The sequence below is a fragment of the Streptomyces achromogenes genome (genome assembly GCF_030816715.1).
GTDB lineage: Bacteria > Actinomycetota > Actinomycetes > Streptomycetales > Streptomycetaceae > Streptomyces > Streptomyces achromogenes_A.
The window spans coordinates 7,870,355-7,882,124 of the sequence record NZ_JAUSYH010000001.1 but is presented as its reverse complement, the minus strand read 5'-3'; the positions used below and the strand labels follow the sequence as shown (position 1 = coordinate 7,882,124).

The following is an 11,770-nucleotide window of genomic DNA, read 5'->3' as shown; positions in this document are numbered from 1 at the left end:
CGTGAGCCCCGCCCTCGTCCGGGCTGTCGGCGGCGGCCCGGCGGGCCCGCCGCCTGCCCGCAGCCCGCCGGTCACGGATGGAAGGGGTCCCAGCCCGGCTCCCCGGTGGGCGGGGGGCCGGCGTTGGGCCGGCTCGGGGCGCACCGCGCGGGATCGGGCGGCGGGAACAGCCGGTACGCGCCGACCCGGTCCGTGGCGAACCGTACCGGCGTGTGCTCGTCGGCCGACGGGCCCGGTGTCACCCGGGGCAGTTCTCGTTCGGTCAGGGGTTCACCCGCGTACACGGCCGCGAGCACCCCGACGCAGACACCGTCCCGCCCGGCGGGAAGATCACCGGGGAAGCCGACGGTCCGGGTTCTGCCACCGTCCGCAAACAGGTGGTAGCGCCTGACGGACGACGACTCGGTCCGCGTCGTCGCGGTCGTGGTCGTGAGGGTCCAGAACTCGACCTGCACGTCGAGCGGACGACACAGCCGCCGGGCGTCGGCCGACCGCGGTGCGCCCACGACGACCGACGTCCTCGCGTCCGACGCGGCAGTGCCCTCGACCGTCCGGAAGGAGACCGCGCCCCGCAACCAGGCGGCCTTCTGCCGTCCCGACCATCCGTCGTCGGCACGGCAACCTCCGGTCTGCGTGGTCTCGGACGCCTTCGAGCAGCCGGCGGTCAGCAGGGCGAGGACCGCCGCGCAGGCCGTCAACGCCCCGCGGCGGAGTCGGGTCGGGTTGGTGTGCATGGTTTCCTCGTTCGTCACGGCCGGCCCGCGGACCTCCCACGGTGCGGGCGGCGAGCAGTCTGCCGGGGGCCGGCCCCGGCGGGGACGCCGGAAAGCCGCTGTGTCCGCTTCGTGATCATGGGGATGGCCTGTCACGCCCCGGACGGCGTGCCGTTCGTCTCGTGGCCGAGGTCCCGGAGGTTCTCCGGGGAGACGGTTTGCCGCGCGGAACTCCCTTTTCCGGCGATCCGTAGCCGAAATCGCCCAAACAGTTGAGCGATCGGCTTCCCGTCTTCACGATTTCCCTGTCGAACGCCCGACGGGAGACCCCGGGCCCCAGCGCTGCAGAAGCGAGTCGAGCATGGTGCGTGTCCGTGCGTCTCTGTCCCAGCTGCCCGCCCAGGTGCCGGGCCGCGATGTGCCCGACTCCCGCTCCGACGTCGTCCGCCCGTTCCCCGGCGAGCGCGTCCGGGTGACGGTCGGGCTGCCGGCGGAGAACGACGCCTTGCTGGCGCTCGCAGCGAGCCGGAGAGGCTGACGGCCATGCGCCCGGGCCCCTACGAGCGTCACCGCGAGCTGTTGCACAGCGTCGTCCGTGCCCTCGCCGCCGGTGAGTGCCACCGTCCCTTCTCCGAGGCGACCGTCCAGGACGCGGCCGACGCGGGCATGCGGTCGACCCGCACCGCGGGGAAGGTGTTCGGCTCGCTGCTGGGGCGGCCCTTCGACCTGGTGCAGCCCGGCGAAGTCGCCCGGGTGCGCACGGAGTCGTCGCCGTACGGGCTCGGCCTGGCCATCGCCTATCCGCGCTGTGAACCCTCGGAGCTGGTCGCGGCGGCCGCCCGGGCGGCGCCCGGATGGCGGGCCGCGGGGACCGGTCAGCGTGCCGGGCTCGCCGTGGAGATCCTGCGGCGGCTCAACACCCGCAGTCACGAACTGGCCCTCGCGGTGCACCACACCACCGGTCAGCCGCTGCGGGCCGCACTGCACGCCGCCGGACCACGCGCGCAGGACCGTGCGCTCGAGGTGGTGGCCCAGGCCTTCGCCGAGTCCGAGCGGGTTCCGTCCGGCCTGCACTGGGAGAGCGCGGGACGACGCGGTGGGCCACCGCTCGCCCTGCGGGGTACCTGCACCCTGGTGCCCCGCGGTGTGTCGCTGCTCATCGGCTGTCCCGACTTCCCGCTCTGGAACGGCTACCCGGGCCTGTTCGCCAGCCTGGTCACCGGCAATCCCGTCGTCGTCGCCCCGCATCCGCGCTCGGTGCTGCCGCTGGCGATCACCGTGCGCGTCGCCCGGCAGGTGCTGGAGGAGGCCGGTCACGACCCGAACCTGGTGACCCTCGCCGTGTCGGAGCCGGGACGGCGGGCGCACCTGCGGCTGGCCACCGACCCGGCCGTACGGATCGTCGACTTCACGGGCTCCGCGCGCGTCGCGGACTGGCTGGAGCGGCACGCCGCGCAGGCCACCGTGTTCGCCAACCGGACCGGGCTGAACACCGTGGTCGTGGACTCGACCGACGACTACCCCGGCCTGGTCCGGGGGCTCGCCCTCTCCTCCTGCCTGTGCAACGGGACGGTGCGCACCACACCGCAGAACATCCTGGTGCCGGAGCACGGGTTCGACACCGACGAGGGCCCCAAGACACTGCGTGACCTGGGGACCGACCTCGGTGACGCCGTGGACCGGCTGCTCGGACACCCGGTGCGCGCGGCGGGGGTGCTGGGTGCGACCACCGCCGACGAGGTACGCGCCGCGATGACCGAGGCCGCACGGTACGGCCCGGTCGTGCACGCCTCCGGCCCGGTGCCCCATCCGCGCCATCCGGGCGCCGAGCTGCTCAGTCCGCTGCTGGTGCGGCTGCGCGCCTCCGACGAACAGGTCTACACGCGGGAGTGGCCCGGACCGGTCTCCTTCCTGGTCGGCACCGAGTCCACCTCGCACAGCCTGGCGCTCCTGCGCCGTACGGTGGCGCGGCACGGCGCGCTCTACGCCTCGGTGCACTCCACCGACACGCTGGTCCTCGCGGCGGCCGAGACTGCGGCGCTCGACGCCGGGGTCCCACTGGTGGAGAACCTGGACGATCTGCCGGCCGACCCGTCCTCGGCTCTCGCGGATCTGCCGGGCGGGGGAGCCCACTTCGTCACCGGGCGGTTCCGCGTGGTGCGCTCACGCCGGCACGCCACGCCGACGGCTCCCGTCCCGGCGCCTGCGCGGCGCGCCGGGGCGGCAGCCGAGCTGGTGGACCGGTGAAAGGCCGCCGCGGAGCCGGCGGACCGGTGAAGCCGCCGGTCCTCAGTCCGTCCAGGTGGCGCCGCGCCCCCGCACCTCGTCGAAGACCAGCCAGGTACGGGTGGAGCGCACACCCGGCACCGCCTGGACGCTCTCCAGCACGACCTTGCGCAGGGCCAGGTTGTCCGGGGCGCGCACCAGCACCAGGACGTCGAAGTCGCCGGTGACGAGGGCGACATGCTCCACGTAGGGGATGCGGCGCAGTTCGCGGGAGATGTCACGCCAGGCGTTCTGCTCGATGCTCATCGTGACGTATGCGCTCGTGCCGAGGCCCGCTCGCTGGGCGTCGAGCTGCGCGGTGAAGCCCGTGATGACGTCCTCGGCCACGAGCCGGCCGATGCGGGTGTAGGCGTTGGCCCGGGAGATGTGCACCTGCTCGGCGAGTGAGCGGACCGAGATCCGGCCGTCCTCGAGGAGCCGGCCGAGGATCTGCCGGTCGATGTCGTCGAGCGGGACGGCGGTGCGTCCGGCCGCTGCCGTCGGCGGCGAGTCTCCCTCGGACACCTTGTCCTCCCCGGCCGTCGATTTCGGCAGTTCATCACCGGTTCGGTGGTGCCGCTGAACACATATTCAGGTGTTGCCGCGCTTCTCCTGTCAAGTGTCCAGAGACGCCGAGTGCGTCCCAGGCCCGGAACCGGGGGTGTCCGCGGGCTGCGCATCCGCCTGCCTCGTGGTGACGTTCCGCGCGCCGGAAGGGCGCCCGGGCGGCCCCGTCGGGGTCACCGGCCCCGGCGGGCATCAGGGGCCGGTGTGGCGTTGCAGGAGCGGGCGCACGCTGAGGGGCTGCAGTTCCATCAGCACGATGGTGGTGTTGGAGCGGACGACGCCGGGGACTTCGAGGAGGTGGTTGGTGATGCGGTGGAGGTCTGTCGTGTCACGGGCGACGACCCGGGCGAGGAGGTCCGCGTCGCCGGTGGTGACGAGGAGTTCGACGACCTCGGGGATGCGCAGGATGCCCTCGCGGGTGGGCTCTCCCACTCTCTGGCTGATGGACAGGGTGATCAGGGCCAGCAGGGGGTAGCCCAGGGCGGCCGGGTCGACGCGGCGGCTGGGTTCCTTGAGGTGGCCGCTTTCCTCGAGCCTCCTCAGCCGGCTCTGGACCGTGTTGCGGGCGAGGCCGAGCCGGTCGGCCAGGGCGACGGTGGTCGCCTGCGGGTCTGCGTCGAGCGCGAGGAGGATGCGGGCGTCGACGGCGTCCACGTTTCGCATGATGCCCAGTATGCCACGGCACACGGGATCGACCTTGAGCATAATGCTCAAGATATTGGACGCATATTGCGCATACTGATGGCTGTTTCTAGGTTTCCGCCATGCAGAAAGCACCATGCGATGGCATGTCAGTGAAGAGCGTCCCCCCTGCCGAGGGCCGGGTGTGGGGCGACGAGGACGAGGTGGTCTCGGTTGCCGTGCAGTACGCCTGGCAGCGTCTGAGGCAGGACCCGGATCCGGTGGCGGGCGCCCGCCCCGCGGCCGACCTGGCCGAAGCCGCAGGCAGCACCGTCACCGCCCCCGGTATCGGCGCCGCCGCCGCGCTCGGCCTGTTCGACCGCGTCCTGGCGCCCGCCACCCGCGCCCAGAACGGGCCGACGAACCTGGCCTACATCCCCGCGGCCCCCACCCGGGCCGCGCTCGCCTTCGAAGCCGTCACCGGTGCGGCGAACATCTTCGCGGGAACCTGGGAGGCCGGGGCCGGGGCCATCCACGCCGAGAACGAGGCGCTCGCGTGGCTCACCCGGCTGCTCGGCTGGCCCGCCACCGCGGCGGGATGCTTCGTCAGCGGCGGCACCATGGGCAACCTCTCCGCCCTCGTCGCGGCCCGGGCCGCCGCCGCGGAGCGGCCCCGCCCGGCGGGGGGCTGGAAGATCGTGTGCGCCGACAGCGCGCACTCCTCGATCCGGTCCGCGGCGCGCGCCATGGACGTGGAGGTGGTCACCGCGCCCGTGGACCGGCACGGACACCTCACCGGAGCCGCCGTGAACGCCGTCCTCGACGCCACCGACGGGGTGTTCGCCGTCGCGGCGACCGCGGGAACCACGAACGCGGGCCTGGTCGACGAGCTCGACACCATCGCCGACGCCTGTGAACGCCACGGCGTGTGGCTGCACGTCGACGGCGCCTACGGCGGAGCCGGCCTGGCCGCTGCCAGCGTGCGTCACCGCTACACCGGCATCGAACGCGCCGACAGCTTCATCGTCGATCCCCACAAGTGGCTGTTCGCACCGTACGACTGCTGCGCGCTGCTCTACCGCGACCCCGCACCGGCACGGGCCGCGCACAGTCAGTCGGCGCACTACCTCGACGCCATCGACCGCGATGCCCACAACCCGTCGGACCTGGCGCTCCACCTCAGCCGCCGCGCCCGTGGCCTGCCGTTCTGGTTCAGCCTGGCCGTCCACGGCACCGACCGTTACGCGACGGCCGTGGAGCGGACGCTGACCACCAGCCGGCAGGTCGCCGACGCCGTCCGGGCCAGTGACCACCTGCGTCTGGTGGCCGAACCCGAGTTGTCCGTCGTCCTCTTCGAACGGCCGGGATGGAGCGCGCAGGACTACGCGGCGTGGTCCGCGCGGGCCGCCCGAACGGGCGCCACGCTGTGCGTGCCGACCCGGTGGAACGGCAGGACGGTCCTGCGCATGGCCTTCGTGAACCCCGACACCCGTGCGGACGAGGTGATCGAGGTCCTCCACACGCTCGGCGGGCTCGTCCGGCCGGGTCCGCCGCCGGCCGCGGACGCCCGGTGACGGTCCCCGCGCGGCATCGCCGAGGAACGCGAGGAGCCGTCACCGGGATGTCGGCGAGGTGGCGCGAGGGACGGCGCGGGGACGCCGTCAGGAGGTCACCGTCAGCGCCCGGGTGATCTCGCGGGCGGCGCGGCGGGCCTCGGTCGCCGGGTCGGCGCCGGTGAGCACCTTCGTCATGCAGCCCTTGATCGGGTTGTCGGCCTCGACGGCGGCCCACTCGGGTGTGCTGGGGGTCGCGCGGCCCTGCGCGGCCCCCGCCGCCATGGCCGCGGCGCCCTCCTCCCCGGCGACGGCTCCGGCCAGCTTGGCCTTGTTGGGCACGTAGTCCATGGTGCGGGCCAGCTCGGTGTCCCATCGGGCGCCGGTCAGCGCGGCGACGACGGCGACGGCGCCCTCGCGGACGTCGGTGTTGCGGGGGACGACGAGATCGGATCCGCCGGTGAAGACGGCGCCGGGCCGGTCCGCGCTCTTGCCGGGCACCGGGAAGAAGCCCAACTCGCCCTCCAGGGCGGGGTTCTGCTCCAGCACGGCGCGGGCCAGTCCGGGCACGGCGACGATCTGCGCCACCCGGCCCGCGGCGAACACCCCCGCCTGGGGCGGATGTTCCTCGTCGGCGCCGACCGGGCCCCGGCCGAGCGACTGGAGGCGCCGGTAGAAGTCCATGCCGCGCAGGGCGGCCTTCGTGTCGAGGGCGCCCTGCCAGCGCCCGCCGTCCTCGGTTGCGAGGTCGCCGCCCTCGTCCCAGATGAACCCGGAGAGTGTGTACCAGTCCTGACCGGCGAGGTAGATGCCCTGCCGGCCGGCCGCGTTCAGCTTCCCGGTGGCGGCGAGCCACTCGGCGCGGGTGCGGGGCAGGGCGGTGACGCCGGCCTGCTCGAAGAGGTCCTTGCGGTAGATCACCACCCGGTTGGCGGCGTACCAGGGGATGCCGTACTGGTGGAAGCGCTGCTGTCCGGGTTCGGCGAGACCGGGCAGCCAGTCGTCCCTCCCCCACTTCGCCGCCGACTCCAGTGTCAGGTCGAGCAGCCCGCGCCCGACGACGTACCGCGGGACCTGGGTGTTGCCCACCTCGATGACGTCCGGCCCGTTCCCGTCGTCGGACTCGGACTCCAGAGCGGCCTCCACCTTGTCGCCGACGCCGGTCCACTCCTGGACGCGGATGTCGAGGTCGAGGTCGGGGTGACCGCGTTCGAAGTCCGCGGTGAACCGGTCCAGGAACTCCTGCGAGGCGCTGTCCTTCATCAGCCAGACCGTGACCGTGCTCCGGTCGGGTCCCCCCGTCCCGGGCAGTACCCCACAGGAGGTCAGAAGGGCGGCGGACACGCAGAGGAGGGCGAGGAGGCGACGTCGCACGGGGGTCCTGTTCTGTCTGGCGGACAGGGCGGGGGCCCGACATGGGGGACGAGCGCGGCGCTCGAACGGGTGTCCCGGATTTTGGTATGGACCAATGCGGCGGGTCAAGGGGATGCGCCCGGAACCCGCTCGTCCGCCTCGACGTCTCGCGCTCCGCCGCAGCTTGGGGCACGGTGGAGTGACGCGTGACACACGTGACGATGCCGTCACGGTCGAGAGGAGCAGCCCCGATGTCGAACCACACCTACCGGGTCACGGAGATCGTCGGCACGTCGCCGGACGGCGTCGACCAGGCCGTCCGCAACGGGCTCGCCCGCGCCTCGCAGACGCTGCGCAACCTGGACTGGTTCGAGGTGACCCAGGTGCGCGGCCAGATCGAGGACGGCGACATCGCCCACTGGCAGGTGGGCCTGAAGGTCGGCTTCCGTCTGGACGAGTCGGACTGAGCGGCGCTCAGGTACGGCCTTCACCCTCCTGCGCCTGTTCCAGCTCGGCCGAAGGAGCGGTCCAGCGCGCCCGCACGACGGCGAACCCGGCCCGTTCGGCGTCGGCGCAGACCAGCTCGTCGTCGTCCACCAGGACACGCACGGTCCGGTCACGGGCGAGCCCGCGCAGGATCTCCAGCTTGGCGAGCCGGGCCGGCCGGCGGTCGCCGTTGCGCCGCATGTGCACGCGCCCCTTCGGCAACCCCTGCGCGGCGAGCCACTCCTGCGTGTCGCGCCGGCAGCGCTCGGGCCGGCCGGTGAGGTAGACGACCTCGCACTCCTCGGCGCTGGACAGCGCCAGCGCGACGCCTTCGGGGATCGGCGGATCGTCCGGCGCGGCCGCGAAGAACGCGTCCCAGTCGCGCGGCCTGCGCTCCAGGAACCGCTGCCGGTGGGCCGTGTCGGCGAGGGTGTTGTCCAGGTCGAACACCGCGAGGGGCCGCCTGCTGCTCTCGTTCACGCCACCCACCCTAGCCAGGCGCCGCCGCCGGGCAGCCTCCGGCACCCGCCAATTGCTCATGGGAACCATTTTCATATAGCGTCCTCGAAGCTCACCGCGAGCCGACCGAGGAGGTTCCCATGGCCGTTCCCAAACGGAAGACGTCCCGCAGCAACACCCGCCACCGCCGCGCCCAGTGGAAGGCGACCGCACCGGCCCTGGTGCCGGTCACCGTCGACGGTGTGCGTCACCTCGTCCCCCAGCGTCTGCTGAAGGCGTACGAGCGCGGCCTGCTGCACCCCGAGGGCTGAGGCGTGCGCGACCGCCCGCTGCCCGTCACCGTCCTGTCCGGGTTCCTCGGGGCCGGCAAGACGACGCTGCTCAACCATGTCCTGGCGGGCCGCGCCGGCCTGCGGGTCGCCGTCGTCGTCAACGACATGAGCGAGGTCAACATCGACGCGGCCCTGGTGCGCGGCGGTGCGGCGGCGCTGTCGCGGACCGAGGAACGGCTGGTGGAGCTCACCAACGGGTGCATCTGCTGCACCCTGCGCGACGACCTGCTCCAGGAGGTCGACCGACTGGCCCGCGAGGGCCGTTTCGACCATCTGCTCATCGAGTCGAGCGGCATCTCCGAACCGATGCCGGTCGCCGCCACCTTCGCGTTCGCGCGCGACGACGGCGCGACCCTGGCGGACGTGGCCCGCCTGGACACCATGGTCACGGTCGTCGACGCGGCGAACTTCCTGACCGAGCTGGCGAACGGCGACGAGCTCGACGAACGCGGCCTCGCCCCGTACGAGGACGACGAGCGCACGGTCAGCGATCTGCTCGTCGACCAGGTCGAGTTCGCGGACGTCATCGTGCTCAACAAACTCGACCTGGTGGACGAGGAGGCGGCCGGCCGGCTGCGGGCCGCGCTCACCCGGCTCAACCCCCTTGCGCGCGTCGTGTCCGCCGTGCACGGCCGGGTGGACCTGAACGAGGTGCTGGGCACCGGTCTGTTCGACCTGGAACGGGCTCAGCAGGCGCCGGGCTGGGTGCGCGAGCTCAACGGCGACCATGTGCCGGAGACCGAGGAGTACGGCATCTCCTCCACGGTGTTCCGCTCCGGACTCCCCTTCCATCAGGGGCGGTTGTGGACCTTCGTCACCGAGGGGCTGGACAGCGGGCGGTACGGGCGCGTCCTGCGCTCCAAGGGGTTCTTCACGCTGGCGAGCCGGCCGCGGGTGACGGGACTGTGGTCCCAGGCCGGCGCGGTGGCCCGGTTCGAGCCGTCCGCCGCGCGGGACGCCGACGCGCCCCACGCGCAGGAGCTGGTGTTCATCGGCACCGACCTGGACGCCCACGCGCTGCGCGCCGCCCTCACGGAGTGTCTGCTGGCCGACGGCGAGGGCACACCGGCCGACGACCCGTTCCCCGCCTGGGACGCCTACGGCCTCGACGACGTCTGCGAGCACGAGCACGCCGCCCGGTAGGGACACGCGAGCACGGAACGCCCGAGGTGGGGACGCGAAGTGGGGGGCGAGCGGGCCGGCGCACCGGGGCCGAGGAATCCCGTGGGCCGCGAGGCGTTGAACCCTGTATGAGCTCCCTGATCGCCTCGGCCCGCTTCTCCGTCCTCGACCGCTCGCGCATCCGTGAGGGCCACACCGGCGCGCAGGCGCTGCGGGACACCGTGGCGCTGGCGCAGGAGGCCGAGCGGCTCGGCTACCACCGGTTCTGGGTGTCGGAGCACCACGGGGTGCCGGGTGTCGCCGGGTCCGCGCCGACCGTCCTTGCGGCCGCCGTGGCCGGTGCGACCGACACCATCCGCGTCGGCACCGGCGGGGTGATGCTGCCCAACCACCGCCCGCTGGTCGTGGCCGAGCAGTTCGGCGTCCTGGAGTCCCTGTTCCCGGGCCGCATCGACATGGGGCTCGGGCGTTCGGTGGGCTTCACCGACGGGGTGCGCAGGGCGCTGGGCCGGGACAAGGACGACGCCGACGACTTCGCCGGGCAGCTGCAAGAGCTGCTCGGCTGGTTCACCGGCGCCTCGCCCACGGGGGTCCGTGCCCGGCCGTCGGAGGGTCTGGCCGTGCCGCCGTTCGTGCTGGCGCTGGGCGAGGGCGCGGAGATCGCCGCCCGCGCGGGCCTGCCGCTGGTGGTCGGCGACCTCCGCGACCGCGCGAGGATGCGGCGCGGCATCGACCGCTACCGCGCCGGCTTCCGGCCCTCGCCGTGGGCGGCGGAGCCGTACGTCGTCCTCTCGGGGACGGTCGCGGTGGCCGCGACGCCCGAGGCCGCGCGCCGGCTGCTGATACCGGAGGCCTGGTCGACGGCGTACTCGCGGACGCACGGCACCTTCCCTCCGCTGCCGGCGGCCGAGGAGGCCGAGCGGCGGCCGATGACCGCCAAGGCGCGCGGGTTCTACGAGGCCGGGCTCACCGGCGGCGTCGTCGGCGACGAGGAACAGGTCGCCCGGGAGCTCGAGACCGTGCTCGAGGAGACGGGCGCGCAGGAGGTGCTGGTGACGACCAGCACCTACGACCGGGCCGCGCTGCTGGAGTCGTTCCGGCGGCTGGCCGCGATCGTCGACCGGGAGCGCGGCGACGCCCCGCGCCGGGCGGCCGCGCTCCCGCGCGCGTAGGTCCGCTCACCGCCGGACGCCGCTGAGCGCGCTGCTCCGGCGGGCGCGCTGCTCCCGCCAGGCCCGGTAGTGGTCCGTCACGGTCTCCTCGATCGGGCGGTAGACGAGCCCCAGTTCGTCGATGCTCCTGCGGTTGTCGACGCGGAAGCGGATGCCGAGGTGGCTGCGGATGTAGGCCTGGGAGAGGCCGAAGGCGGGCCCGAGGACGCGGACCGGCCAGTGCGGAAGGGCCGTCCGGGGCAGGCGCAGGTTCCTCGGGTGCTGCTCCAGGAGGATCTTCGCCATCCGGTGGAAGGAGGTCATCTCCTCGGCGGCGAGGATGTACCGGCCGTGGGCGCCGGGGTGTTCGGCGGCCGCGATGTGGGCCGCGGCCACGTCCCGCACGTCGACCGTGGTGAAACTGAAGTCCGGGGCGCCGTAGAAGAAGTAGCCCTTGAACAGTTCGTCCAGCAGGAACAGGCTGCCCGAGTCGGAGGACGGGGTGAGCGAAGGGCCCAGGATCAGGCCGGGGTTGAGGGAGACCATGCGCCAGCGGTCCTGCGCGGCCTCGGCCTCCCAGGCCGCCTGTTCGGCGACCGTCTTGGCGTAGTGGTAGGGGTTGTTCTCCACCGTGCTGGTGGTGTTGACGTACTTCTCCGACAGCGTCCCGCCGTCCATCTGCCGTACGTCGGCGTAGTCGCCGAAGATCGCGCCCACCGTGGAGGTGAGGACGAGCCGGCGGACCGTCGGCGTGCGCTCGATCGACGCCACGACGTTGCGGGTGCCCCGCAGGGCGGGTTCCACGACGTCCCGCCGGCCGTCCTTGATCTTCTCCGGCATCAGGAACGGCGAGGCGACATGGAAGACCACCGCGCAGGCCCGCATCGCCTCGTCGAAGGAGCCCTCGGTCAGCAGGTCGGCCTCGAAGAGGTCGAGGCGGCCGGGAAAGGCGTCCTGGAGCGCGTGCAGCGGGCCGCACTTGGCCGCGTTCGCCGTGGAGCGCACGGTGGTGTGCACGCGGTAGCCGCGTGCGAGGAGCTGCTGGACGAGATGAGCGGCCACGAAGCCGCTGCCGCCCGTCACCAGCACCGATGTGCCGACCGGATCCGTACTCACACGCGCTCCCCTCGGAGGTCGGGACGCGTCAT

Annotated in this window: 13 protein-coding genes; 7 read left to right on the top strand and 6 right to left on the bottom strand. The window is 73.2% G+C overall.

The genetic code is table 11. From position 1 onward, the window contains the following. Positions 1 to 71 precede the first annotated feature (71 nt). Entirely contained in the window at positions 72 to 752 is a 681-nt protein-coding gene (locus QF032_RS35095; protein ID WP_307048222.1) for a hypothetical protein, read from the bottom strand. Positions 753 to 1,074: 322 nt separating this feature from the next. Here QF032_RS35095 and QF032_RS35090 point away from each other — a divergent pair, with 322 nt between their 5' ends. Beyond that, positions 1,075 to 1,251 carry a hypothetical protein gene (locus tag QF032_RS35090; RefSeq protein ID WP_307048220.1) on the top strand — a complete coding sequence of 59 codons (177 nt, stop codon included), beginning with the start codon at positions 1,075 to 1,077 and terminating at the stop codon, positions 1,249 to 1,251. A 5-nt stretch (positions 1,252 to 1,256) separates the two neighbouring features. After that, the gene (locus tag QF032_RS35085; protein ID WP_307048218.1) at positions 1,257 to 2,960 is read left to right on the top strand and encodes an aldehyde dehydrogenase family protein; all 1,704 of its coding nucleotides are present in this window, start codon (positions 1,257 to 1,259) and stop codon (positions 2,958 to 2,960) included. Positions 2,961 to 3,002: 42 nt separating this feature from the next. Here the strand turns inward: QF032_RS35085 and QF032_RS35080 are convergent, their stop codons facing one another. Together QF032_RS35080 and QF032_RS35075 are read right to left on the bottom strand one after the other, a co-directional pair. Further along, the gene (locus QF032_RS35080) at positions 3,003 to 3,503 is read right to left on the bottom strand and encodes an Lrp/AsnC family transcriptional regulator (protein ID WP_307048216.1); all 501 of its coding nucleotides are present in this window, start codon (positions 3,501 to 3,503) and stop codon (positions 3,003 to 3,005) included. 234 nt (positions 3,504 to 3,737) lie between these two features. Beyond that, the gene (locus QF032_RS35075) at positions 3,738 to 4,208 is read right to left on the bottom strand and encodes an Lrp/AsnC family transcriptional regulator (protein ID WP_306946775.1); all 471 of its coding nucleotides are present in this window, start codon (positions 4,206 to 4,208) and stop codon (positions 3,738 to 3,740) included. A gap of 125 nt (positions 4,209 to 4,333) precedes the next feature. Here QF032_RS35075 and QF032_RS35070 point away from each other — a divergent pair, with 125 nt between their 5' ends. Next, on the top strand, positions 4,334 to 5,740 hold the full coding sequence (locus QF032_RS35070) for a pyridoxal phosphate-dependent decarboxylase family protein (RefSeq protein WP_307048215.1): 1,407 nt from the start codon (positions 4,334 to 4,336) through the stop codon (positions 5,738 to 5,740). 87 nt (positions 5,741 to 5,827) lie between these two features. Here QF032_RS35070 and QF032_RS35065 read toward each other — a convergent pair whose 3' ends face one another. Beyond that, complete coding sequence (locus tag QF032_RS35065) at positions 5,828 to 7,093, bottom strand: extracellular solute-binding protein (RefSeq protein ID WP_307059227.1); 1,266 nt, start codon at positions 7,091 to 7,093, stop codon at positions 5,828 to 5,830. Between the two features lie 230 nt (positions 7,094 to 7,323). On the opposite strand from QF032_RS35065, the gene QF032_RS35060 reads away from it, so the two are divergent. Continuing rightward, entirely contained in the window at positions 7,324 to 7,539 is a 216-nt protein-coding gene (locus QF032_RS35060; RefSeq protein ID WP_107445296.1) for a dodecin, read from the top strand. Between the two features lie 7 nt (positions 7,540 to 7,546). Here the strand turns inward: QF032_RS35060 and QF032_RS35055 are convergent, their stop codons facing one another. Further along, complete coding sequence (locus QF032_RS35055) at positions 7,547 to 8,038, bottom strand: phosphatase domain-containing protein (protein WP_307048211.1); 492 nt, start codon at positions 8,036 to 8,038, stop codon at positions 7,547 to 7,549. Positions 8,039 to 8,157: 119 nt separating this feature from the next. Here QF032_RS35055 and rpmF point away from each other — a divergent pair, with 119 nt between their 5' ends. From rpmF to QF032_RS35040, 3 genes are all read left to right on the top strand, one after another. Further along, positions 8,158 to 8,328, top strand: coding sequence for a 50S ribosomal protein L32 (rpmF, locus tag QF032_RS35050; protein ID WP_306946783.1), 171 nt, complete (start codon positions 8,158 to 8,160; stop codon positions 8,326 to 8,328). 3 nt (positions 8,329 to 8,331) lie between these two features. Next, on the top strand, positions 8,332 to 9,492 hold the full coding sequence (locus QF032_RS35045; protein WP_307048209.1) for a GTP-binding protein: 1,161 nt from the start codon (positions 8,332 to 8,334) through the stop codon (positions 9,490 to 9,492). Positions 9,493 to 9,599: 107 nt separating this feature from the next. Further along, positions 9,600 to 10,643, top strand: a complete 1,044-nt coding sequence (locus tag QF032_RS35040; protein ID WP_307059225.1) for an LLM class flavin-dependent oxidoreductase — start codon at positions 9,600 to 9,602, stop codon at positions 10,641 to 10,643. Positions 10,644 to 10,649: 6 nt separating this feature from the next. Here the strand turns inward: QF032_RS35040 and QF032_RS35035 are convergent, their stop codons facing one another. After that, positions 10,650 to 11,738, bottom strand: a complete 1,089-nt coding sequence (locus QF032_RS35035) for an NAD-dependent epimerase/dehydratase family protein (protein WP_307059223.1) — start codon at positions 11,736 to 11,738, stop codon at positions 10,650 to 10,652. Between the last annotated feature and the right edge of the window lie 32 nt (positions 11,739 to 11,770).

Excerpts from the sequence above, each read along its gene's own strand:
- QF032_RS35090 (WP_307048220.1), top strand. The coding sequence starts at position 1,075 with ATGGTGCGTGTCCGTGCGTCTCTGTCCCAGCTGCCCGCCCAGGTGCCG.
- QF032_RS35085 (WP_307048218.1), top strand. The coding sequence starts at position 1,257 with ATGCGCCCGGGCCCCTACGAGCGTCACCGCGAGCTGTTGCACAGCGTC.
- QF032_RS35075 (WP_306946775.1), bottom strand. The coding sequence starts at position 4,208 with ATGCGAAACGTGGACGCCGTCGACGCCCGCATCCTCCTCGCGCTCGAC.
- QF032_RS35070 (WP_307048215.1), top strand. The coding sequence starts at position 4,334 with ATGTCAGTGAAGAGCGTCCCCCCTGCCGAGGGCCGGGTGTGGGGCGAC.
- QF032_RS35060 (WP_107445296.1), top strand. The coding sequence starts at position 7,324 with ATGTCGAACCACACCTACCGGGTCACGGAGATCGTCGGCACGTCGCCG.
- rpmF (WP_306946783.1), top strand. The coding sequence starts at position 8,158 with ATGGCCGTTCCCAAACGGAAGACGTCCCGCAGCAACACCCGCCACCGC.
- QF032_RS35040 (WP_307059225.1), top strand. The coding sequence starts at position 9,600 with ATGAGCTCCCTGATCGCCTCGGCCCGCTTCTCCGTCCTCGACCGCTCG.